23 protein-coding genes are annotated in these 22,127 nt (G+C 40.5%); 15 read left to right on the plus strand and 8 right to left on the minus strand.

From position 1 onward, the window contains the following. Positions 1-36 precede the first annotated feature (36 nt). From gndA to tig, 11 genes are all read left to right on the plus strand, one after another. The gene (gndA, locus tag HMPREF2957_RS01645) at positions 37-1,461 is read left to right on the plus strand and encodes an NADP-dependent phosphogluconate dehydrogenase (protein ID WP_045614364.1); all 1,425 of its coding nucleotides are present in this window, start codon (positions 37-39) and stop codon (positions 1,459-1,461) included. 11 nt (positions 1,462-1,472) lie between these two features. Further along, on the plus strand, positions 1,473-2,162 hold the full coding sequence (locus HMPREF2957_RS01650; protein ID WP_049510160.1) for a response regulator transcription factor: 690 nt from the start codon (positions 1,473-1,475) through the stop codon (positions 2,160-2,162). 95 nt (positions 2,163-2,257) lie between these two features. Then, positions 2,258-3,175 (plus strand): PspC-like choline-binding domain-containing protein, encoded by a 918-nt coding sequence (locus HMPREF2957_RS01655; RefSeq protein ID WP_070677084.1) that lies wholly within the window; start codon positions 2,258-2,260, stop codon positions 3,173-3,175. A gap of 122 nt (positions 3,176-3,297) precedes the next feature. Beyond that, positions 3,298-4,176: a mevalonate kinase gene (mvk, locus tag HMPREF2957_RS01660; protein WP_070677085.1), complete on the plus strand. Its 879-nt coding sequence runs from the start codon at positions 3,298-3,300 to the stop codon at positions 4,174-4,176. Beyond that, positions 4,158-5,111 (plus strand): diphosphomevalonate decarboxylase, encoded by a 954-nt coding sequence (gene mvaD, locus HMPREF2957_RS01665; protein WP_070677086.1) that lies wholly within the window; start codon positions 4,158-4,160, stop codon positions 5,109-5,111. Before mvk ends, mvaD begins: the two co-directional genes overlap by 19 nt. Next, entirely contained in the window at positions 5,098-6,111 is a 1,014-nt protein-coding gene (locus HMPREF2957_RS01670; protein ID WP_070677087.1) for a phosphomevalonate kinase, read from the plus strand. Before mvaD ends, HMPREF2957_RS01670 begins: the two co-directional genes overlap by 14 nt. Further along, positions 6,089-7,090 carry a type 2 isopentenyl-diphosphate Delta-isomerase gene (gene fni / locus HMPREF2957_RS01675; protein WP_070677088.1) on the plus strand — a complete coding sequence of 334 codons (1,002 nt, stop codon included), beginning with the start codon at positions 6,089-6,091 and terminating at the stop codon, positions 7,088-7,090. Before HMPREF2957_RS01670 ends, fni begins: the two co-directional genes overlap by 23 nt. A gap of 98 nt (positions 7,091-7,188) precedes the next feature. Beyond that, entirely contained in the window at positions 7,189-7,887 is a 699-nt protein-coding gene (liaF, locus tag HMPREF2957_RS01680) for a cell wall-active antibiotics response protein LiaF (RefSeq protein ID WP_070677089.1), read from the plus strand. Then, positions 7,884-8,873, plus strand: a complete 990-nt coding sequence (locus HMPREF2957_RS01685; RefSeq protein WP_070677090.1) for an envelope stress sensor histidine kinase LiaS — start codon at positions 7,884-7,886, stop codon at positions 8,871-8,873. Before liaF ends, HMPREF2957_RS01685 begins: the two co-directional genes overlap by 4 nt. A gap of 18 nt (positions 8,874-8,891) precedes the next feature. Then, positions 8,892-9,524 (plus strand): response regulator, encoded by a 633-nt coding sequence (locus HMPREF2957_RS01690; protein ID WP_070677091.1) that lies wholly within the window; start codon positions 8,892-8,894, stop codon positions 9,522-9,524. A 112-nt stretch (positions 9,525-9,636) separates the two neighbouring features. Then, the gene (gene tig, locus HMPREF2957_RS01695; RefSeq protein ID WP_070677092.1) at positions 9,637-10,920 is read left to right on the plus strand and encodes a trigger factor; all 1,284 of its coding nucleotides are present in this window, start codon (positions 9,637-9,639) and stop codon (positions 10,918-10,920) included. A gap of 44 nt (positions 10,921-10,964) precedes the next feature. On the opposite strand, the gene HMPREF2957_RS01700 is transcribed toward tig, so the two are convergent. The 3 genes from HMPREF2957_RS01700 to rnhC form a co-directional block, all read right to left on the minus strand. Then, positions 10,965-13,331 carry an SF1B family DNA helicase RecD2 gene (locus HMPREF2957_RS01700; protein ID WP_070677093.1) on the minus strand — a complete coding sequence of 789 codons (2,367 nt, stop codon included), beginning with the start codon at positions 13,329-13,331 and terminating at the stop codon, positions 10,965-10,967. A gap of 88 nt (positions 13,332-13,419) precedes the next feature. Continuing rightward, positions 13,420-14,034: a signal peptidase I gene (gene lepB / locus HMPREF2957_RS01705; RefSeq protein ID WP_070677094.1), complete on the minus strand. Its 615-nt coding sequence runs from the start codon at positions 14,032-14,034 to the stop codon at positions 13,420-13,422. Positions 14,035-14,037: 3 nt separating this feature from the next. Beyond that, a complete protein-coding gene (gene rnhC, locus HMPREF2957_RS01710; RefSeq protein WP_070677095.1) occupies positions 14,038-14,919 on the minus strand; it encodes a ribonuclease HIII in 882 nt (293 codons plus the stop codon). A gap of 86 nt (positions 14,920-15,005) precedes the next feature. Here rnhC and zapA point away from each other — a divergent pair, with 86 nt between their 5' ends. From zapA to HMPREF2957_RS01730, 4 genes are all read left to right on the plus strand, one after another. Further along, positions 15,006-15,308 (plus strand): cell division protein ZapA, encoded by a 303-nt coding sequence (zapA, locus tag HMPREF2957_RS01715; RefSeq protein ID WP_004252047.1) that lies wholly within the window; start codon positions 15,006-15,008, stop codon positions 15,306-15,308. Continuing rightward, positions 15,305-15,853, plus strand: coding sequence for a CvpA family protein (locus HMPREF2957_RS01720; protein WP_006147991.1), 549 nt, complete (start codon positions 15,305-15,307; stop codon positions 15,851-15,853). The genes zapA and HMPREF2957_RS01720 overlap by 4 nt, the downstream gene beginning before the upstream one ends. 109 nt (positions 15,854-15,962) lie before the next feature. After that, entirely contained in the window at positions 15,963-18,299 is a 2,337-nt protein-coding gene (locus tag HMPREF2957_RS01725) for an endonuclease MutS2 (protein ID WP_070677096.1), read from the plus strand. Between the two features lie 198 nt (positions 18,300-18,497). Further along, positions 18,498-19,394, plus strand: a complete 897-nt coding sequence (locus tag HMPREF2957_RS01730) for a TDT family transporter (protein ID WP_070677097.1) — start codon at positions 18,498-18,500, stop codon at positions 19,392-19,394. Between the two features lie 85 nt (positions 19,395-19,479). Here the strand turns inward: HMPREF2957_RS01730 and HMPREF2957_RS01735 are convergent, their stop codons facing one another. From HMPREF2957_RS01735 to HMPREF2957_RS01755, 5 genes are all read right to left on the minus strand, one after another. Further along, positions 19,480-20,019, minus strand: coding sequence for a DUF3278 domain-containing protein (locus HMPREF2957_RS01735; protein ID WP_049494196.1), 540 nt, complete (start codon positions 20,017-20,019; stop codon positions 19,480-19,482). A gap of 26 nt (positions 20,020-20,045) precedes the next feature. After that, positions 20,046-20,372: a hypothetical protein gene (locus tag HMPREF2957_RS01740; RefSeq protein ID WP_049494195.1), complete on the minus strand. Its 327-nt coding sequence runs from the start codon at positions 20,370-20,372 to the stop codon at positions 20,046-20,048. A gap of 10 nt (positions 20,373-20,382) precedes the next feature. Further along, on the minus strand, positions 20,383-20,925 hold the full coding sequence (locus tag HMPREF2957_RS01745) for a DUF3278 domain-containing protein (RefSeq protein ID WP_049494194.1): 543 nt from the start codon (positions 20,923-20,925) through the stop codon (positions 20,383-20,385). A 15-nt stretch (positions 20,926-20,940) separates the two neighbouring features. Next, entirely contained in the window at positions 20,941-21,135 is a 195-nt protein-coding gene (locus tag HMPREF2957_RS01750) for a helix-turn-helix transcriptional regulator (protein WP_001082478.1), read from the minus strand. 121 nt (positions 21,136-21,256) lie between these two features. Next, positions 21,257-22,066 carry an amino acid ABC transporter substrate-binding protein gene (locus tag HMPREF2957_RS01755; protein ID WP_070677098.1) on the minus strand — a complete coding sequence of 270 codons (810 nt, stop codon included), beginning with the start codon at positions 22,064-22,066 and terminating at the stop codon, positions 21,257-21,259. Positions 22,067-22,127 lie beyond the last annotated feature (61 nt).

The following is a 22,127-nucleotide window of genomic DNA, read 5'->3' on the forward strand; positions in this document are numbered from 1 at the left end:
GATAAAATAAAACATATTAAATAAGAGGAGTGTCACATGACAAAAGCAAACTTTGGTGTTGTTGGTATGGCCGTAATGGGTCGTAACCTTGCCCTTAATATTGAATCTCGTGGATACACAGTTGCTATCTATAACCGTAGTAAAGAAAAAACAGAAGATGTTGTTGCTTGCCATCCTGAAAAGAACTTTGTGCCAAGCTATGATATTGAAAGCTTCGTAAATTCAATTGAAAAACCACGTCGGATCATGCTCATGGTTCAAGCAGGACCTGGTACAGACGCAACCATCCAAGCCCTTCTTCCACACTTGGATAAAGGCGATATCTTGATTGACGGAGGAAACACGTTCTACAAAGATACTATCCGTCGTAATGAAGAGTTGGCGAACTCTGGTATCAACTTCATTGGTACAGGTGTTTCTGGTGGTGAAAAAGGTGCCCTTGAAGGTCCTTCTATCATGCCTGGTGGACAAAAAGAAGCTTATGAATTGGTAGCAGATGTTCTTGAAGAAATCTCTGCAAAAGCACCAGAAGATGGTAAACCATGTGTGACTTACATCGGTCCTGATGGAGCTGGTCACTATGTGAAAATGGTCCACAATGGTATCGAGTACGGTGATATGCAATTGATTGCAGAAAGCTATGACTTGATGCAACACTTGCTTGGACTTTCTGCAGAAGACATGGCTGAAATCTTTACTGAGTGGAACAAAGGCGAATTAGACAGCTACTTGATCGAAATCACTGCGGATATTCTTGGACGCAAAGACGACGAAGGTCAAGATGGTCCAATCGTAGACTACATCTTGGATGCTGCAGGAAACAAGGGAACCGGTAAATGGACTAGCCAATCAGCTCTTGACCTTGGTGTGCCATTGTCACTGATTACTGAGTCAGTATTTGCGCGCTACATTTCAACTTATAAAGAAGAACGTGTACACGCTAGCAAGGTACTTCCAAAACCAGCCGCTTTCAAATTTGAAGGAGACAAGGCTGAGTTGATTGAAAAGATCCGTCAAGCCCTTTACTTCTCAAAAATCATCTCTTACGCACAAGGTTTTGCGCAATTGCGTGTAGCTTCTAAAGAAAATAACTGGAACTTGCCATTTGCAGATATCGCATCTATCTGGCGCGATGGATGTATCATCCGTTCTCGTTTCTTGCAAAAGATTACAGATGCTTACAACCGTGATGCAGACCTTGCTAACCTTCTTTTGGATGAGTACTTCTTGGATGTAACAGCTAAGTATCAACAATCAGTTCGTGATATCGTAGCTCTTGCTGTTCAAGCAGGTGTACCAGTACCAACCTTCTCAGCTGCCATCACTTACTTTGATAGCTACCGTTCAGCTGACCTTCCAGCAAACTTGATCCAAGCACAACGTGATTACTTTGGTGCCCACACTTACCAACGTAAGGATAAAGAAGGAACATTCCACTACTCTTGGTATGACGAAAAATAAGTAGGTCAGCCATGGGGAAACGGATTTTATTACTTGAGAAAGAAAGAAATCTAGCTCATTTTTTAAGTCTGGAACTCCAAAAAGAGCAATACCGAGTTGATCAGGTAGAAGAGGGACAAAAAGCCCTCTCCATGGCTCTTCAGACAGACTATGACTTGATTTTACTGAATGCTCATCTAGGGGATATGACAGCCCAGGATTTTGCAGATAAGTTGAGTCGAACCAAGCCAGCTGCGGTGATCATGGTCTTGGACCATCGAGAAGAATTGCAAGACCAACTTGAAACAATCCAGCGTTTCGCTGTTTCATACATCTATAAACCAATCATTATCGATGATTTGGTCAGTCGTATTTCAGCTATCTTCCGAGGTCGAGATTTCATCGACCAACACTGTAGTCAGATGAAAGTTCCGACAGCTTATCGCAATCTGCGTATGGATGTAGAACATCATACCGTCTATCGTGGCGAGGAGATGATTGCTCTGACACGTCGTGAATATGACCTCTTAGCTACCCTTATGGGAAGTAAGAAGGTTTTGACTCGTGAACAATTGCTGGAAAGTGTTTGGAAGTATGAAAGTGCGACCGAAACCAATATAGTGGACGTTTATATCCGTTATCTACGTAGTAAACTTGACGTCAAAGGTCAAAAGAGCTACATTAAAACCGTGCGTGGTGTTGGTTACACCATGCAAGAATAGAAAAGCAGTTGCAGTTTTGTAACTGCTTTTTTTTAGTCGTTGAAATGTTGACATATGATTTGATTTTTGCTACAATCATTTTGGAGGAAACAAGAATGAAATTTTTGAAAAAAATGATGCAAGTTGGACTAGCAGTATTTTTCTTTGGTCTGTTAGCAACAAATACAGTATTTGCGGACACTACAGGTGGACAGTTTGTCGATAAGGACAATAGAAAATATTATATAAAAGATGACCATAAAGCAATCTATTGGCATAAAATAGACGGTAAAACTTACTATTTTGGTGATAAAGGAGAAATGGTAGTTGGCTGGCAATATATAGAAATTCCTGGAACAGGTTATCGTGATGATTTGTTAGATAACCAACCAGTTAATGAAATCGGTCTTCAACACAAGTGGTACTATTTTGATAAAGATGGCGTACTACAAGAGTTTGTTGGCTGGCAACAATTAGAGGCTAAGTATTCGTTAACTGTTGGCAAAAAGCATGGTGAAGGCTTTGAAGGCCCAGAAGTTCTTAAATTAGCAAACTACTACTTTGATCAAGATCACTCATTAAAAACAGGTTGGCTTTATGATCAGTCTAACTGGTATTACCTAGCAAAAACAGGTTCTTCAGGAAAAGACTACCTTGGTGGAGAAAGACGTGCTGGTTGGATTAACGACAATTCGACTTGGTACTATCTCGATCCAACAACCGCTGCAATGCAAACTGGTTGGCAGTATCTTGGTAACAAGTGGTACTATCTCCGTTCATCAGGTGCTATGGCGACCGGTTGGTATCTAGATGGTTCAACTTGGTATTATTTAGATGCTCAAAATGGTGATATGAAAACTGGCTGGATTTATGTCGATAATACTTGGTATTATCTTCGTTCGTCAGGAGCTATGGTGACAGGCTGGTTCCAAGTTAATGGGAAATGGTACTATGCTTATAGTTCAGGTGCCTTGGCTGTGAATACTACTGTAGGTGGCTACTACGTCAACTATAATGGTGAGTGGGTTCAGTAATGAAAACAAGCGATTGTGAAGGAAACAATCGCTTTTTTTGTGAAAATATAATAAAATAGAAAGGAATAAAGTTCTAAAATTTTATCTAGAAACAGACGCTTTTCGTCTGATAGTAGGATTAAATGACAAAAGAAGTTGGTGTCGGTCAGGCACATAGTAAAATTATTTTAATAGGAGAGCATGCAGTGGTTTACGGCTATCCAGCCATCTCTTTGCCTCTTTTAGAGGTTAAAGTGACTTGTCGGGTGGTTCCAGCAGCGACACCATGGCGTCTTTTTGAAGAGGACACCTTGTCCATGGCAGTTTATGCTTCCCTAGAGTATCTGAATATCAAAGATGCATACATCCGTTGCCAAATTGACTCTGCTATTCCAGAAAAACGTGGAATGGGTTCTTCGGCAGCCATTAGCATTGCGGCTATTCGCGCTGTATTTGATTATTACCAAGCAGAACTACCGCGATATGTGTTAGAAATTCTGGTCAATCGCGCTGAGATGATTGCCCATATGAATCCTAGTGGATTGGATGCTAAGACCTGCCTTAGTGACCAGCCTATTCGTTTTATCAAGAATGTTGGTTTTGAAGAACTAGCCATGGACTTGTCGGCTTATCTGGTCATTGCAGATACAGGAGTCTATGGACACACTCGTGAAGCTATTCAAGTTGTAGAGAGCAAGGGTAAGGAAGCTTTACCTTTCTTGTATGCACTTGGAGAGTTGACCCAGCAAGCAGAAGAAGCAATAAAAACAAAAGATGTCGTGAAGCTGGGAGAGATTCTTACCAAAGCACATGGAAATCTAAAGGAAATTGGAGTTAGTAGCTCTGAGGCAGATGCCTTGGTTGAAACTGCTCTCGAACATGGCGCTTTAGGTGCCAAGATGAGTGGTGGTGGTCTAGGAGGCTGCATCATCGCCTTAGTAGCCGACTATCACCAAGCTCAAGATTTAGCTGAAAGATTAGAAGAGAAAGGAGCTGTTCAGACATGGATCGAAAGCCTGTAACAGTACGTTCCTATGCCAATATTGCTATTATTAAATATTGGGGAAAGAAAGCAGAAAAAGAGATGGTTCCTGCGACTAGCAGTATCTCTCTAACCTTAGAAAATATGTATACGGAGACGACCCTTTCTCCTTTACCAGCAGATGCAAAGGCGGATGCTTTTTACATCAATGGTCAGTTGCAAAATGAAGCTGAACATAAAAAGATGAGTAAAATCATTGACCGCTACCGTCCTGAAGGAGCAGGGTTTGTTCGTATCTATACCAAGAACAATATGCCAACAGCAGCAGGCCTTTCTTCAAGTTCCAGTGGTTTATCTGCCTTGGTCAAAGCTTGTAATGCCTATTTCCAACTTGGGCTGAATCGCAGAGAATTGGCCTTGGAAGCTAAGTTTGCGTCGGGTTCTTCATCTCGTAGTTTTTATGGCCCCTTGGCAGCCTGGGACAAGGATAGTGGAGAGATCTATCCAGTTGAGACTGACTTGAAACTAGCTATGATTATGTTGGTCTTGGAAGACCAGAAAAAACCAATTTCCAGTCGAGATGGGATGAAGCTTTGTGTCGAAACTTCTACGACTTTTGATGAGTGGATTCGTCAATCTGAACAAGATTACAAGGATATGTTAGTCTACCTCAAGGAAAATGACTTTAAGAAAGTTGGAGAATTGACAGAGAAGAACGCCTTGGCTATGCATGCTACGACAAAAACTGCAACTCCATCCTTCTCTTATCTGACAGATGCTAGTTACGAGGCAATGGATTTTGTTCGTCAGCTTAGAGAAAAAGGAGAATCTTGCTACTTTACCATGGATGCAGGGCCTAATGTAAAGGTTCTTTGTTTAGAAAAAGACTTGGAACACTTATCAGAACTTTTAGGTCAACGCTATCGCTTAATCGTTTCAAAAACAAAGGATTTGAGCCAAGATGACGATTGTTAAAACTTGTGGGAAGCTCTATTGGGCTGGGGAGTATGCCATTTTAGAACCAGGACAGTTGGCGCTAATCAAGGCTATTCCCATCTATATGACGGCTGAGATTAAAGCGTCTAATAATTATCGACTCTACTCAGATATGTTTTCCTATAGTGTAGACTTGCGACCGGATTCTTCTTATGCCTTGATTCAAGAAACAGTTGCCTTGGTGGAGGAGTATCTAACTGCCCAAGGAGTTGAACCGCAGCCTTTTTCTTTAGACATTCGTGGGAAAATGGAGCGTGAGGGGAAGAAATTCGGCTTGGGTTCTAGTGGCAGTGTGGTTGTTTTGGTCATAAAGACCATGCTTGCCTTCTATGAAAGATTAGCTGACAGAGAACTCTTGTTTAAATTGGCGAGTGCTGTACTTCTTAAACGTGGGGACAATGGCTCCATGGGGGACATTGCCTGTATCGTATCAGAAAACCTCGTCCTCTATCAGTCATTTGACCGCGAGAAAGTGGCACAATGGCTAGAAAAGGAAGAACTGCAAGCTGTATTAGCACGTGACTGGGGCTTTTCTATTAGGAGTGTTGAACCGGTCTTGACATTTGACTTTCTGGTTGGTTGGACCAAGGAAGTGGCTGTATCAAGTCACATGGTCAAGCAAATCAAGGATAATATGAACTCTAGCTTTTTACAGACTTCAAAAGAAACAGTAGCCAACTTGGTAAAGGCTTTGGAGGTAGGTCAAGAAGAAACCATTATTGACTTGCTGGAACAAGCCAGCCAACTTTTAGAAGGCTTGAGTTCAGATATTTACACACCTTTGCTAATGCAATTAAAAAATGCCAGCCGAGACTTGAAAGCTGTTGCTAAGAGTAGTGGTGCTGGTGGAGGAGACTGTGGGATTGCACTTAGCTTTGACCAAGATTCAACCACATTACTGAAAAAACGCTGGGCTGATCTTGGGATTGAGCTCTTGTATCAAGAAAGGATAGGACATGACGATAAATCGGAAGGATGAACACATCCGCTATGCCCTTGAACAAAACAGTACTTATAATAGTTTTGATGAAGTTGAACTGATTCATTCTTCGCTACCCTTATATGACTTAGATGAAATTGATCTTTCGACAGAATTTGCAGGACGAAAATGGGATTTCCCATTTTATATAAATGCCATGACAGGCGGTAGTGACAAGGGCAGAGAAATCAATCAAAAGCTGGCTCAGGTGGCTGAAGCTTGTGGGATTTTATTTGTAACGGGTTCCTACAGTGCTGCTCTTAAGGATCCTTCAGATGACTCTTTTTCAGTCAAAACTAGTTACCCTGACCTCCTTCTTGGAACCAATATTGGCTTAGACAAACCTGTAGAACTAGGATTACAAACAGTGAAAGAGATGAATCCCCTCCTCTTGCAAGTTCATGTTAATGTCATGCAGGAATTACTTATGCCAGAGGGTGAACGTCAATTTAGATTATGGCAGCATAATCTGAAAGATTATGTTGAGCAAATCTCTGTGCCACTTGTTTTAAAAGAAGTCGGCTTTGGCATGGATGTGAAAACCATTGCTAAGGCTTATGAGATGGGAATACGAACCGTTGATTTGTCTGGTCGTGGGGGAACGAGCTTTGCCTATATCGAAAACCGTCGCAGTGGACAGCGTGACTACCTAAATGACTGGGGTCAATCGACCATGCAAGCTCTTCTGAATGCCCAAGACTGGAAAGACAAGATGGAACTTTTGGTTAGTGGAGGAGTTCGCAATCCACTAGATATCATCAAATGCTTAGTGTTTGGAGCCAAGGCAGTTGGTCTATCACGCACTATGTTAGAGCTGGTTGAAAATTACTCTGTTGATGTCGTTATTTCCATTATTGAAAGCTGGAAGGAAGACCTACGCTTGATTATGTGTGCCCTTAATTGTAAAAAAATTGAGGATTTGCAAGAGGTCGACTATCTCTTATATGGAAAATTAAAAGAAGCAAAAGACCAAATGTAAAGAAAGAGGTCGGGATTTTAGTCCCGACCTCTTTATCATTCCTCAGACTGATGTGACTTTTGGGATTTGTGATACAATTAAATGGAGAGGACGGATACATGCGAAAATTTCAAATTTTTCTATTTATTGAAGCTTGTTTATTGACAGGAGCTCTGATTATGATGGTATCAGAGCATTTTTCCCGTTTTCTACTTATGTTGCTCTTGTTTTTACTCCTGATTCGATACTATACTGGTAGACAGGGCAATAATTTCATTTTAGTGGCAGTGAGCATCCTATTTTTCTTTATTATCATGCTAAATCCCTTTGTCATTTTAGCTATCTTTGTGGCCTTGATTTATAGTCTGTTCTTGCTTTATCCTATGATGAATCAGGAAAGGGAAGATACCAACTTGGTCTTTGAAGACGTTGTGATAGTAAAGAAGGAGAAAAATCGCTGGTTTGGAAATCTTCATCACTTCTCAAGCTATCAGACCTGCCGTTTTAACGATATTAATCTCTTTCGTCTCATGGGGAAAGATACCATTCATCTAGAACATGTCATTTTAAGTAATCATGACAATGTCATTATTTTGAGAAAGATAGTTGGTACGACAAGAATTATTGTTCCAGTAGACGTAGAAGTCAGTCTCAGTGTTAATTCTTTGTATGGGGATTTAACATTTTTAGATCTACCAAAGCGTGCATTACGCAATGAACAATTTCATCAAGAAACGAGAGACTATCTCAAGAGCCCTAAAAGTGTTAAGATTCTTTTGACAACTATGGTTGGAGATGTTGAGGTGGTTAGAGGATGAAAAAACAACCCTATATTTTAATTGGTCTCACCTCTTTTCTCTTTGTCGCTTTTCTATTTCGAAGTGTTTTTAAGGTCTTAGATTTGGAGTGGACTTCTCTTTTTCAAGATATAGAGAAAACAGAAAAAATCCTATTTCTAGCTTTGATGTTTAGCCTTGCTCTAGCCTTTTTATTAGTCTTGTTTTGGACAATGGTTGACGAAATTTTACGCAGAAAAATCCAAGCTAATCTTAAGAATCTGCTGGCTGGTAAAGAGATTAAAAGTTTAGGGGATGCCGACTTAGACGCAAGTTTTAAAAATTTATCAGGCAAGCTCGGTTTGTTGACAGAAGCCATTCAAAAAGCTGATAACCAGGTGTTGCTCAAAGAAGAACAGATTATTGAAAAGGAGCGCAAGCGAATCGCGCGTGACTTACATGATACAGTCAGCCAAGAAATTTTTGCTGCCCATATGATGTTATCCGGACTTAGTCAACAAGCTTCCAAGTTAGACAAAGAGAAGATGAAAACCCAACTCCAGAGTGTGACAGCTATTTTGGAGACAGCCCAGAGAGATTTGCGTATCCTACTCTTGCATTTACGACCAATCGAACTGGAACAAAAGAGTCTGGTTGAGGGGATTCAGTTGCTTCTGAAAGAATTGGAAGAAAAAAGTGAACTCAAAGTCAGCTTTAAATATGAGGTAGATGAATTACCTAAAAAGATTGAGGAACATATCTTCCGTATCGTCCAAGAATTGATTAGTAATACTCTCCGTCATGCTCAAGCTTCCTGTCTGGATGTTTATCTTTATCAAACAGAAACAGGTTTGCAATTGAAGGTAGTAGACAATGGTCGCGGTTTTCAGATAGATGAAGTTGATGAACTAAGCTATGGACTACGGAATATCAAAGAACGAGTGGAAGATATGGCAGGGAGCATACAACTATTAACAGCACCCAAGCAAGGTTTGGCAGTGGATATCCGCATCCCCTTGCTTGATTGACGAACAAAAGGAAATAAAATGAAACTATTATTAGTAGATGACCACCAAATGGTGCGTCTTGGTTTAAAAAGTTATTTTGAACTACAAGATGATGTAGAGGTTGTTGGAGAAGCAACTAATGGAGCCGAAGGGATTTCCATGGCTTTGGCTCTTCGCCCTGATGTGATTGTGATGGATATTGTGATGCCAGAAGTCAACGGGATTGACGCAACTCTAGCTATTCTCAAAGAATGGCCGGAGGCTAAGATCTTGATTGTATCATCTTATCTAGACAATGAAAAAATCATGCCAGTCTTGAATGCTGGGGCTAAAGGTTATATGCTCAAGATATCAAGTGCTGATGAATTGTTCCATGCTGTTCAAAAGGTAGCAGCTGGAGAGCTAGCCATTGAACAAGAGGTAAGCAAGAAGGTGGAATACCATCGAAATCACGTTGAACTACATGAAGACCTGACTGCGCGTGAACACGATGTCCTTCAACTGATTGCCAAGGGCTATGAAAACCAGCGCATTGCTGATGAATTGTTTATCTCCCTCAAGACTGTTAAAACTCATGTTTCTAATATTCTTGCCAAACTTGAGGTCAGTGATCGTACCCAGGCAGCTGTTTATGCTTTTCAACATCATTTGGTGGGTCCTGATGAATTTTAGGGAACATAGGATGTTACTTAAGCATGGACGAAAAGCGCATCCATTACTTGAAAAAATTCGCTACTATATGTTATAATGGACTGTATTAAAAATTTTAAGGAGAAATGACAGAATGTCTGTATCATTTGAAAACAAAGAAACAAACCGTGGTGTCTTGACTTTCACTATCTCTCAAGACCAAATCAAACCAGAATTGGACCGTGTATTTAACTCAGTAAAGAAAACTCTTAACGTTCCAGGTTTCCGTAAAGGTCACCTTCCACGTCCTATCTTCGACCAAAAATTTGGTGAAGAAGCACTTTACCAAGATGCAATGAACGCTCTTTTGCCAGACGCTTATGAAGCAGCTGTTAAAGAAGCTGGACTTGAAGTAGTTGCTCAACCAAAAATTGACGTAACTTCTATGGAAAAAGGTCAAGATTGGGTTATCACTGCTGAAGTTGTTACAAAACCTGAAGTAAAATTGGGTGAATACAAAAACCTTGAAGTATCAGTTGATGTAGATAAAGAAGTAACTGACGCTGATGTTGAAGAGCGTATCGAACGTGAACGCAACAACTTGGCTGAATTGGTGATCAAAGAAGGTGCTGCTGAAAACGGCGACACTGTTGTTATCGATTTCGTTGGTTCTATCGACGGTGTTGAATTTGACGGTGGAAAAGGTGAAAACTTCTCACTTGGACTTGGTTCAGGTCAATTCATCCCTGGTTTCGAAGACCAATTAGTTGGACATTCAGCTGGTGAAACTGTTGACGTTATCGTAACATTCCCAGAAGACTACCAAGCAGAAGATCTTGCTGGTAAAGAAGCTAAATTCGTAACAACTATCCACGAAGTTAAAGCTAAAGAAGTTCCAGCTCTTGACGATGAACTTGCAAAAGATATCGACGAAGAAGTTGAAACTCTTGACGAATTGAAAGAAAAATACCGTAAAGAATTGGCTGCTGCTAAAGAAGAAGCATACACTGATGCCGTTGAAGGTGCAGCAATCGATAAAGCAGTTGAAAATGCTGAAATCGTAGAACTTCCAGAAGAAATGATCCACGAAGAAGTTCACCGCTCAGTAAATGAATTCCTTGGAAACTTGCAACGTCAAGGTATCAACCCTGACATGTACTTCCAAATCACTGGAACTACTCAAGAAGACCTTCACAAACAATACGAAGTAGAAGCTGAGTCACGCACTAAGACTAACCTTGTTATCGAGGCAGTTGCGAAAGCTGAAGGATTTGACGCTACTGAAGAAGAAATCCAAAAAGAAATCGAGCAATTGGCTGCAGATTACAACATGGAAGTTGCCCAAGTACAAAGCTTGCTTTCAGCAGACATGTTGAAACACGATATCACAATCAAGAAAGCTGTTGAATTGATCACAAGCACTGCAACAGTAAAATAATCTGAAAAGATAAAAAACCACCGGATTGGTGGTTTTTTTGTGCTTTATTTTCCGAAAAACTCATCAAGGTCATCTTGGCTAATCCCAATCATGGCTGGGATACTAGTCCAGTTTTCTTCAGTCAGAATGTAAGGTTGATGAGGGTTAATCTGATTTGTGGGTTCGAGAATAGGCTCGTTTAGTTCCTCAGAGATTTCAGTTAAGTTGCTGAAACGTTCAATCAGATAGGTTTTTCGAGCTGTTCCGATATGTTTAGTTGCATAATCAAAGGCTTGAAGTTCACCGAGTAGGATGAGTTTGCTTTTAGCCCGAGTAATAGCAGTGTAGATGAGATTACGCTCTAGCATGCGCTTGCTAGCACTGGTGATGGGAAGAAACACAACTGGGAATTCACTTCCTTGAGATTTATGGATACTCATGGCGTAGGCAAGACGAATCTTGTACCATTCGTTGCGTGGATAGACGACTTCGTTCCCATCAAAATCAATCATCATTTCATCTTGTTTAGATTCAGTGTATTTAGCAGGAATGAGGTCCGTGATGTAGCCTAGATCTCCGTTAAAAACGTTGACTTCTGCATCGTTAACCAAATGAATGACCTTATCTCCACTACGATACTGAAACTGACTTGCTTCAAAACTAATCTGTCCCTTTTGAAGAGGATTGAGCAGTTCTTGCATGAGTTGATTGATGGCATCGATTCCTGCTGCTCCACGATACATAGGAGCTAGAACTTGGATGTCTCGTGCAGGGATGCCACTTCTGATGGCAGCGTCTAGGATTTTTTCAATGGTCGCTGGGATCTGGTTACTAGCGATTTCAAAGTAGGAACGGTCTGCTTTTTTCTGAGTGAAATCTGCAGGTAAAATTCCCTGACGAATCTGACTCGCAAGTGTGACAATGGTTGATTCTTCGCTCTGGCGGTAGATTTGTTCCAAGCGTGTTTGCGGAATACTTGGAATCTGGAGCAAATCAGCTAGAACTTGACCTGGGCTAACCGAAGGCAACTGATCACTATCTCCTACGATGAGAATTTTACTAGTAGAGGAAATATTTGAGAAGAGTTGATTGGCTAGCCAAGTATCTACCATTGAGAACTCATCTACGATGATAAAATCAGCATCTAGATAATCTTCTAAATGGCTAGTGTCGTCATCTCCAGTCATACCCAAGTGGCGGTGAATGGTTGCACTTGGCAAGTCTGTTAGCTCATTCATGCGACGAGCCGCACGACCAGTTGGAGCAGCAAGGAGAATCGGTAGATTACTTTTATTTCGAAGGTCCAGTCCTTCTAATAGAGCATAGACGGCAATAATCCCATTGATAACAGTGGTTTTTCCAGTACCAGGTCCGCCGGTCAGGATAAAGACCTTGTTTTGGATAGCATCGCAGATTGCCTGTTTTTGAATGGCATCGTATTGGATGCCTAATTCTTCCTCAACAATTGCGATCTGCTCCTGGATGATTTCTGTTTCTTGTTTATCGGTTTCTTCTTTTTCAAGGATACGAATGAGGTGATTGTGAATCCCTTCTTCTGCAAAAAAGAGACTGTTATCAAAGATTTTAGTGTCAACCTGTTGGACTTTTTCTTCTTCAATGAGATTGGACAATTCTTGAGCAAGTTGACTTGGTTCCAGTTCTACAGGACGTGAGGATTCCAGTAGATTTAGAGTCTTTTCTAATAAGTCTCTAGCTTCAACATAAGTATCCCCACTTTCCATACAAGCGTTTAAAAGGCTATGAATGAGTCCTGCTCGGAAACGTTCAGGTGCTTGGCTTTCAATGCCCAATTCTTGTGCTAATTGGTCAGCGATGGTAAAGCCTAAGCCCTTGATATCTTCTACCAACTGGTAGGGATAATTTTCAACGATATCAATAGTTTCCTCTTTGTAGGTATCCTGAATTTGAATAGCTAATTTATTAGGAATGCCATAGTTGGCAAGCTTGGCCAAGATCATTTCAGTCCCGTAGTTGAGACGGAGTGAAGATACAAAGGCCTCACGACTTTTAGAAGACAGCCCTGAGATAGTCTCAAGTTTTTCAGGATGTTCCAGAATTTCATCGATAGTATTTTCCCCATAGAGTTCCACAATCTTTTGGGCAGTTTTGAGACCAATCCCTTTGAAATGGCTACTTGAGAAATACTTGACTAAACCCTTACTAGTTGGTTTTGCTCTTTCGTAACGGGAAATCTGCAGTTGTTCTCCGTATTTGGAGTGTTGGACAATCTGCCCCCAGAAAGTGTATTCTTCTCCCTCGATAACATCAGCCATGGTCCCTGTAACAATGATCTCGAAATCATCAAAGTCCTCAGCATTGGTATCCTCTATATCTAAAAGGAGAATACGGTAAAAGTTGCTGACATTTTCAAAAATAATACGTTCAATCGTACCTGTAAAATAGACTTCCATATAATTCCTTTACATTCCTGAATGAAATTTATCATTCAGAATAGAATGAGAAGAGGCTGAGATTAGTATTCTCGGCCTCTTAGTGATATTAGACTGTTCCAATACGTTTGAGTGGCCAAAAACGGAATTTTGCCTCTCCAATGATATCTTTTGCTTTAAAAGTACCAACATGTCGGCTATCACTAGATACCAGACGGTCATCACCAAGTAGGAGGTATTGCCCCTCTGGAACAGTGAAGGTGAAGCTAGTGTTGTAATTTACATCTAACGTGAAAGCTTGAGCTTTTTCAGCAATGCTTCTGAAATACTCGCCTTTTTTTCCATCCCAACCTTCTCCAGTATAGGTAGATTGGAGTTTATCCTCTTTAAATCGTTTGAGGTATTCTGCCAAATATGGTTCATCAGTTTCTTGACCATTGATATAAAGTTTGTCGTTTTCAAAACGTACGGTATCACCCGGTGTACCGACAACACGCTTAACGATATCCTTGTTTCCGTCGTCCTCATGGGCAACTACGATATCGAAGCGATTGATAGGGAGGTGTTTGACAACAAAGAGGATTTCTCCATCAGCTAGAGTAGGGTCCATAGAGTGTCCTTCTACACGCACATTACTCCAAAGAAAGATACGACTAAGCCCTACTAGTGCGATAAGTAGGAAGATAATTCCCCATTCTTTTAAAAAAATTATAATGTATTTCATAATTTACCTTTCTAGCATTTTTTTTGCTTTTTCAGTATTTTTAAAGTGTAGTTTGGCGCAGAAATTGAGTCCCTGCATACCGTAAGCTTGAAGAACTTGGCTAGCTATCTTGTCGGAAGCCGTTCCAGCCCCACTTGGAAGTTGAAAACCAAGTTCTCGGCCTAGATTTTCAAGATTTTCTAGGAAGAGATCACGCGCAATAATGGAGCTAACTGCAACAGCCAAGTACTTGCCCTCAGCTTTTTCCTCTAGCGTGACTGGATTAGGAAAATGATTGGCTTCATTTTTTAGATACTTTTCATAGTTCTGTGAGCTTGTAAAGGCGTCAATAACAATTTTTTCAGGCTCAACTCCCTTTTGAAGGAGGAGAAAGATTGCTTGATTGTGAAGAGCTACCTTAACAGAAACAGCGTTGTAGCGTTCACCAATGACTTCGTTATATTTACTTGGCGAAAGAAGGAGTGCTTGATGCTGAATCTTCTCCTTAAGAATGGGAGCAATCTGACGAATCTTTTGGTCAGTTAGTGTTTTAGAATCTCCAACCCCAAGTTTTCGTAACAAGTCATGCTGATCAGGAGTTACAAATGACGCCACTACAGCCAGACCACCGAAGTAGGAACCATTTCCGACTTCATCTGTTCCAATTAAGGGGAAATTTTGCCCGCTAACTACTTGTGCTACCTGATAACCAAAAAAGCTAGCATAGCTTTCAGCAGCTTCCCCTTGCAAGAGGACTTTCCCAGATGTATAGACGGAAACACTGGCTTGAGGAAGTTTTAAAAAGTAGCGAATATAAGGATTTTTACTAGGAGTGAGTGCATGTTCATGCTTTTGAACAAAAGTCTGAATTTCCTTTTCACTCGGAGTTAATGTGATACTTGCCATAGTCTCTATTGTACCATAAAAGCGCTAGAATTGGTAAAAACTGACAAACTTAGTGAAATTTGGTATAATATCGTGAGGTGAATTTTATGGCAAATTTAAATCGATTCAAGTTTACATTTGGGAAAAAAACATTAACGCTGACAACTGAACATGACAATCTTTTCATGGAGGAGATTGCTAAAGTTGCGACGGAAAAGTATGAAGCAATCAAAGAACAAATGCCTGGAGCTGATGATGAGACAGTAGCTATTCTCTTAGCGGTTAACTGCTTGTCAACACAGCTCAGCCGTGAGATTGAATTTGATGATAAGGAGCAAGAGTTAGAATCGCTCCGTTATAAAGTGGTTGCGGCTAAACAAGAGCAGAGTAAGATTGAGGATTCCCTATGATTTCCATTCTACTCTTATTAATCCTTGCTTGGAGCTTTTATATTGGCTACCGCAGAGGAATTATTTTACAAGCATATTATCTTGTAGCAACGATTGTCTCAGCTTATTTTGCAAGCAAATATTACCTAGCTTTAGGACAGAAGTTCAATTTATTAATCCCTTATGCTAATCCGCAGGAAGGACAGGGAACTTTCTTTTTCCCACCCAATCAACTTTTCCAACTAGATAAAGTTTTTTATGCAGGTGTCGGCTTCCTCTTAGCCTTTACGATTTTTTACTGCATTGGCCGTTTGTTTGGTCTTTTTCTAAACCTAGTACCAAGTGAGATACTTGATGGGAAATACTACCGTATCGGTGCGGGTGTGCTATCAATCGGTGTGACCTTGTTTGTCCTCCAGATGATGCTAACGATTCTCGCGACTGTGCCATTACAAATTGTTCAAAATTCACTTGAAAATAGCTTTGTAGCTAGACATATCATCCAAAGCATTCCATTCACAACTAATTTTATTAAACATCTTTGGGTTACTAAAATAATCGGTTAAAAAGGGCGGGAACTATTCCTAGCCTTTTGTTTACAATTTCGAAAAGTAAGAGATTGATTTAAAGAGTTGAAAATAAGAAAAGCCATAACTTTTATACTAAGGAAATAAGATGAATACAAAAATACTAGAAACGTTAGAATTTAACAAGATTAAGGCTTTATTTGAACCTCATTTTTTGACGGAACAAGGACTAGAACAGTTAAAAGAGCTAGTCCCAACAGATAAAGTTGATAAAATTAGACAGGCCTTTGCAGAGATGAAGGAGATGCAAGAACTCTTTGTTGAGCATCCTCATTTTAGCATTTCGGCAACAAAAGATATTGCGGCTACCTGTAAACGTTTGGAGATGGGTGCTGATCTCAACATAGAGGAATTTCTCCTTCTCAAACGTGTCATATTTGCCAGCCGTGAACTGAAAAATTTCTATGATAATCTTGAAAATGTACGCTTGGACCACTTGGCAAATTGGTTTGAGAAACTTCATGATTTCCCACATCTACAGGGCAATCTCCAGGCCATCAATGAAGCTGGATTTATTGAGAATTTTGCTAGTGAGGAACTAGCACGAATCCGTCGTAAAATCCATGATAGCGAGAGCCAAGTTCGTGACGTCTTGCAAGACCTTCTCAAACAAAAGGCTCAGATGTTGACTGAAGGCATCATCGCTAGTAGAAATGGTCGCCAGGTTCTTCCTGTCAAAAACACCTATCGTAATAAGATTGCCGGTGTGGTTCATGATATTTCTGCCAGCGGGAACACTGTCTATATCGAACCGCGTGAAGTAGTCAAGCTGAGTGAGGAAATCGCCAGTCTTCGTGCAGACGAGCGCTATGAAATGATGCGTATCCTGCAAGAACTCTCTGAGCGAGTGCGACCTCATGCGGCTGAAATTGCTAATGATGCATGGATTATTGGGCATTTGGACTTGATTCGGGCTAAGGTTCGCTTTATCCAAGAGACAGGAGCAGTAGTGCCACAAGTCTCTGAAGGACAGGAGATTCAACTCCTTCATGTTCGTCATCCCTTGGTGCAAAATGCTGTTGCTAATGATGTACACTTTGGTAAGGATCTAACAGCCATCGTTATCACTGGTCCCAATACGGGTGGTAAGACCATTATGCTTAAAACCTTAGGTTTGACGCAATTGATGGCTCAGTCAGGTTTGCCGATTTTGGCGGATAAGGGAAGTCGTGTGGGGATTTTTGAGGAAGTCTTTGCGGATATTGGAGACGAACAATCCATCGAACAAAGTCTTTCAACCTTCTCTAGTCACATGACTAATATTGTTGATATTCTTGGTAAGGTCAATCAAAACTCGCTTTTGTTGCTAGATGAGCTTGGAGCAGGAACAGATCCCCAAGAAGGTGCAGCCCTTGCCATGTCTATCCTAGAAGACTTGCGTTTGCGTCAGGTCAAGACTATGGCAACCACTCACTATCCTGAACTCAAGGCCTATGGGATTGAAACGGCTTATGTTCAAAATGCCAGCATGGAGTTTGATACAGCTAGCTTGCGCCCGACCTATCGCTTTATGCAAGGCGTACCTGGTCGAAGCAATGCCTTTGAGATTGCTAAACGTCTCGGCTTGTCAGATGTCATCGTAGGTGACGCTAGCAAGCAGATCAATCAAGACAATGATGTCAATCGAATTATTGAGCAATTGGAAGAGCAGACGCTTGAAAGCCGTAAACGTCTTGAGAATATTCGCCAAGTTGAGCAAGAAAACCTCAAGATGAATCGTGCCCTCAAAAAACTTTACAATGAGCTTAATCGTGAGAAGGAAACAGAACTCAATAAGGCGCGTGAGCAAGCTGCTGAGATTGTTGACTTAGCTCTGGCAGAAAGTGATGATATTCTTAAAAATCTTCACAGCAAATCTCAACTAAAACCACATGAAATTATCGAAGCCAAGGCCAAACTCAAGAAGTTAGCACCTGAAAAAGTAGATCTTTCTAAAAACAAGGTCCTCCAAAAGGCTAAGAAAAAACGAGCTCCAAAAGTTGGGGATGATATCATCGTTTTAAGCTATGGTCAACGAGGTACCTTGACCAATCAACTCAAGGATGGTCGCTGGGAAGCTCAAGTTGGCTTGATTAAGATGACGCTTGAAGAAAAAGAGTTTGATTTGGTTCAGGCTCAGCAAGAAGCACCAGTCAAGAAAAAACAAGTTAATGTGGTCAAACGTGCTGCTGGTAAAGCACCACAGGCTCGACTGGACCTTCGTGGCAAGCGCTATGAGGAAGCTATGGAAGCCTTGGATGTCTTTATCGACCAAGCCCTGCTCAACAACATGGCCCAAGTGGACATCATCCATGGTATCGGTACAGGAGTCATCCGTGAAGGAGTAACCAAATATCTCCAAAGAAACAAGCAAGTCAAGAGCTTTGGCTATGCACCTCAAAATGCAGGTGGTTCTGGAGCAACTATCGTAACCTTTAAAGGCTAACCAAGCTATAGAATGAAATGTCAAAAGAGTACCTATCAAGTGATAGGTACTTTTTTGATGAATTTATTTTAATCATTATTGTTAGTGAGTATTTTAAAAGGGGACAATCGTTTTATAGCCAAAAAAAATTGATGAAGGCTTGTCTAGCTGAGCTTTATTTATGCTATACTGATAGTAAAGTCATTTTCGGAGGTTGGTATGAAAAAACTCCCCTTAGCCTTTTCAGGTTGCTTATTGGGATTGGCTGGCGCAGGAAATCTCATCTTGGATATTTTTCCGCTTTTATCACACATCTTTAGTTTGTCAGGCTTGATTTTATGGTTTTATTTTTTGGTGAGCCACATCAATAACTGGCGTGAAAGTAAGCAAGAATTAAAGAAAGCCCCTGTTTTGTCAGGAATGGCAACCTTTCCCATGGCAGGGATGATTTTATCGACGTATTTATTACGAATCTTACCCCCGGACATGAGCATTGTTGCACAGATTCTCTGGTGGTTTGCTTTTCTTCTAGATGTTTACCTCATCTTATACTTTACAAAGAACTATGCCTTGGTTAAACAAAGGGCCAGTGCAACACCAACTTGGACGGTTCTTTATGTAGGAATAGCAGTAGCAAGTTTGACCTACCCAGTGGTGGGCATTGTTGGGATTGCCTATGGAGCTTGGATTTTTGGTTTTATCTTAACCCTTATCCTTTACCCTCTAATTTATCAAGATTTAAGGAAAAATCCATTACCGCTCGCTTTGCTGGGGCAAGAAGGAATCTATTGTGCTCCATTTTCTCTCCTTTTGGCAGCATTAGTGAGAGTAGGAGGATACAGTCTTCCTAGTTGGATTTTACTAGTTATGATCCTTGCATCACAGACCTTCTTTTTCTTTGTCCTTAGTCGCTTGCCAAGGATTTTAAAACAAGGTTTCCAACCAGCCTTCTCAGCCCTAACCTTTCCAACCATCATCACAGCAACTTCATTGAAAATGTCCCAAGGCATTCTGCAGTTTCCGGTCCTCAACCTCGTCGTTTGGTTAGAGATTATCATTTGTTTAACAATCCTCATCTACGTATTAGTAGAGTATATACGATATTTAAGGAACTAAAAGATCCCCTAGCACTGAGAAGTGTTAGGGGTTTGTTCTTTCTGTTAGGTTCAAATCTATTATAACCAACAATCCAAGTAGTTTCTTACTTTTCCTTATGTAGTGATAAAAAGCTGTAGACCATAGTCCCAAAGATGGCTCCAATACTAAGACCAAAGACAAGTAAGGGAATCATTATCTCTGTTTGGATGATTTTTTCCAAGAAAGTTGAAAGGGACATCTGTTGAACGAAGAGTTTATGAAAGAGCAACAGAGCAAATAAGCCAATCTCAATACTTATAAATACCAACCAACTACGAACTTTTATTTGGCGTTTGCTGTAGGTTTTGTAGATGATTTCTGATTTGTCATCCTTTTCAAGATGAAGCTCTTGTACGGCTCTTTGAGCTTTTATACTCATGAACAGAATGAGTCCAAAATAGAGGTAGGGCATAAGCGATCGAACAATTTCTATAAAGCGTCCGAACAAAATATAGAACAGGAAGAGAAAGAAGGAAGAGTAAAAGATTTGGACCATGGAACGGGCGCAAGCCTTGTAGATAACCTCTTGACGGCATTCGTCAAAAGGCCCTTGTATATGAAAGAAATTTCGAAGTAAGCGAGTTGTTAAGTCTTCTTTTTGCATGGATAATTTCTCCTAAATGAACGATGTTACTTTGTTGCTTTTACGAATTGATAGAGATAATAAAGATAAGTGGTAGAAGAAAGGCTAGCGATAATTAATAATAAATAATATTTCCAATCGCTTGAAATAACCGTCAGTTGTGGCAAGGATATAATCATAAAGCATAGTGCTAAGTTGAGTATGCGCGTTTTTTGGGAATCTATCTTTAGATAAGTCAGTCCTTTGTTGAGTGCTGGAACAAAGACAAGAACAAGGACTATTTCGTAGATGGGCAAGTTCCCTGAAATGATGATGAAGGCGAGTAGAGAACTGAACAAAAGATGATAGGTAAGTAACGTTACTAGTGATTTCATAAGGTACCTCCTAATCCTCATCCGGATCTTTCTTAGTTTTTGCAATGCGACGGGAGATGAGGAACTGTATGCTTGCTCCGAAGAAGATAGAACCGAGAATGCTTGATACACCATTTCTTATAGTGAGAAGAGAATTAAAATAGTCCGGACTTTCACCTATGAGTATACTGAGAAGAGGAGTTATAAAAAACATCCATAGACCAAAGAACAAACCTGCTTTAAGACCTGGGTAGTGTAGTTGCTTACTTTCTTTCTCACTCAGCATATCTGGTTCAATAGTTGTAATCCCTGTTTTTTGCATTTGATAGGTGAGATAGCTAGCAGCGATGAGGGCAATCACTAAAATCAGAGGAGGATAGACCAGAGCCACTAGTTGAGGAAATTTATAGGCTAGAAGGAGTGGAATAAGATTTCCGAAAATCATCAGATAAAAGAGGATGATAAAGACTTGGTTACCGATACGATCGGCCTCGCGCCGTTTGTATTCGTCAAGGGGCTCAGAAATGCCGTATGTGCGTTTGATCAGTTTTTCAGTAAAGGTTTCTTTTTTCATGAGTTTGCTCCTTTTTTAAAAATCATCCTCCCAAAAGAGACTGTTGAGGTCAGTTTGGAGGCTGCGGGCGAGATTGAGACAGAGTTCCAGGGTTGGATTGTACTTGTCGTTTTCAATCATATTGATGGTTTGTCTCGAGACACCGATATCCTTGGCGAGCTCAAGCTGGGACATGCCCAGTTCCTTGCGGAATTCTTTCACACGATTCATGCTTCCTCCTTTTTAGATTGTGTCACATATATTTGACTATAGTATATTCTTTTGAAAATAAAATGTCAACTATTTTTGACATATTTTTTGCTAGAAAAAAAGATTGGCCTAGCCAATCCTTTTATTTTAATTCTGATGCATCTGGTAGGTAGGAACCACCGAGATAGGTTTTGCTAAGTTTTTCAAGGGTTCCGTCTTGGTAGAGATCTTTGAGAACCTTGTCAAATTGTTCTTTAAATTCTTTTTGGTCGCTTGAGAAGATGATGTAGTTGTTTGGATTGTCATTGCTTTCCAAGTCGACTACGTTCAAGTCTAAACCTCGGTCTTGGATAATTTTTTGAACAGAGATTTTATCAAAGATTAGGAAATCAAATTCACTGTTGGCGAGGTCAGTCAGACGCTTAGCCAAATCTTCGCCAGAATATTGGATGGTAGCAGGATTGTCGGAGTGGCTTTGATTCCAGTCTGTAACAACCTTGGCAGTAGAAGTTCCAGTGTCATCCTGAGTAGTTTTACCAGCGATGTCTTGAAGAGAGGTAAGAGCCTTGTCTTTTCTGCTCACGAGAACCAAAGGATTTTTTGCGATAGGTAGGGAGTAGAGGTATTTGTCGGCTCTCTCTTTGGTGTAGCTCAAGTTGTTGGCAGCAGCTTGGTAACGACCAGCATCAACTCCAGGGAAGATACTCTCCCAAGCAGTTTTTTGAAATTCAATCTTGTATTGACCCAGTTTTTCATCAACCGCTTTTAAAACTTCAACATCATATCCAGTCAAATTACCATCTTGTTCAAAGTCAAAAGGTGGGATGTCTCCGGCAGTGGCTACGACAATGGTTTTAGGGCTAGCAGTGGAAGTTGAAGTACTATCCTGTTTAGATTGTCCACAGGCCACCAACAAGGGACTAATGGCTAATAATAAGAATAATTTTTTCATGTGTGTCTCCTTTACTTAATGGTATCTAGCTTACCAGACAATCAATTAGATATCCAATATA

It is taken from the genome of Streptococcus sp. HMSC062D07 (assembly GCF_001814215.1).
Classification (GTDB): Bacteria; Bacillota; Bacilli; order Lactobacillales; family Streptococcaceae; genus Streptococcus; species Streptococcus infantis_I.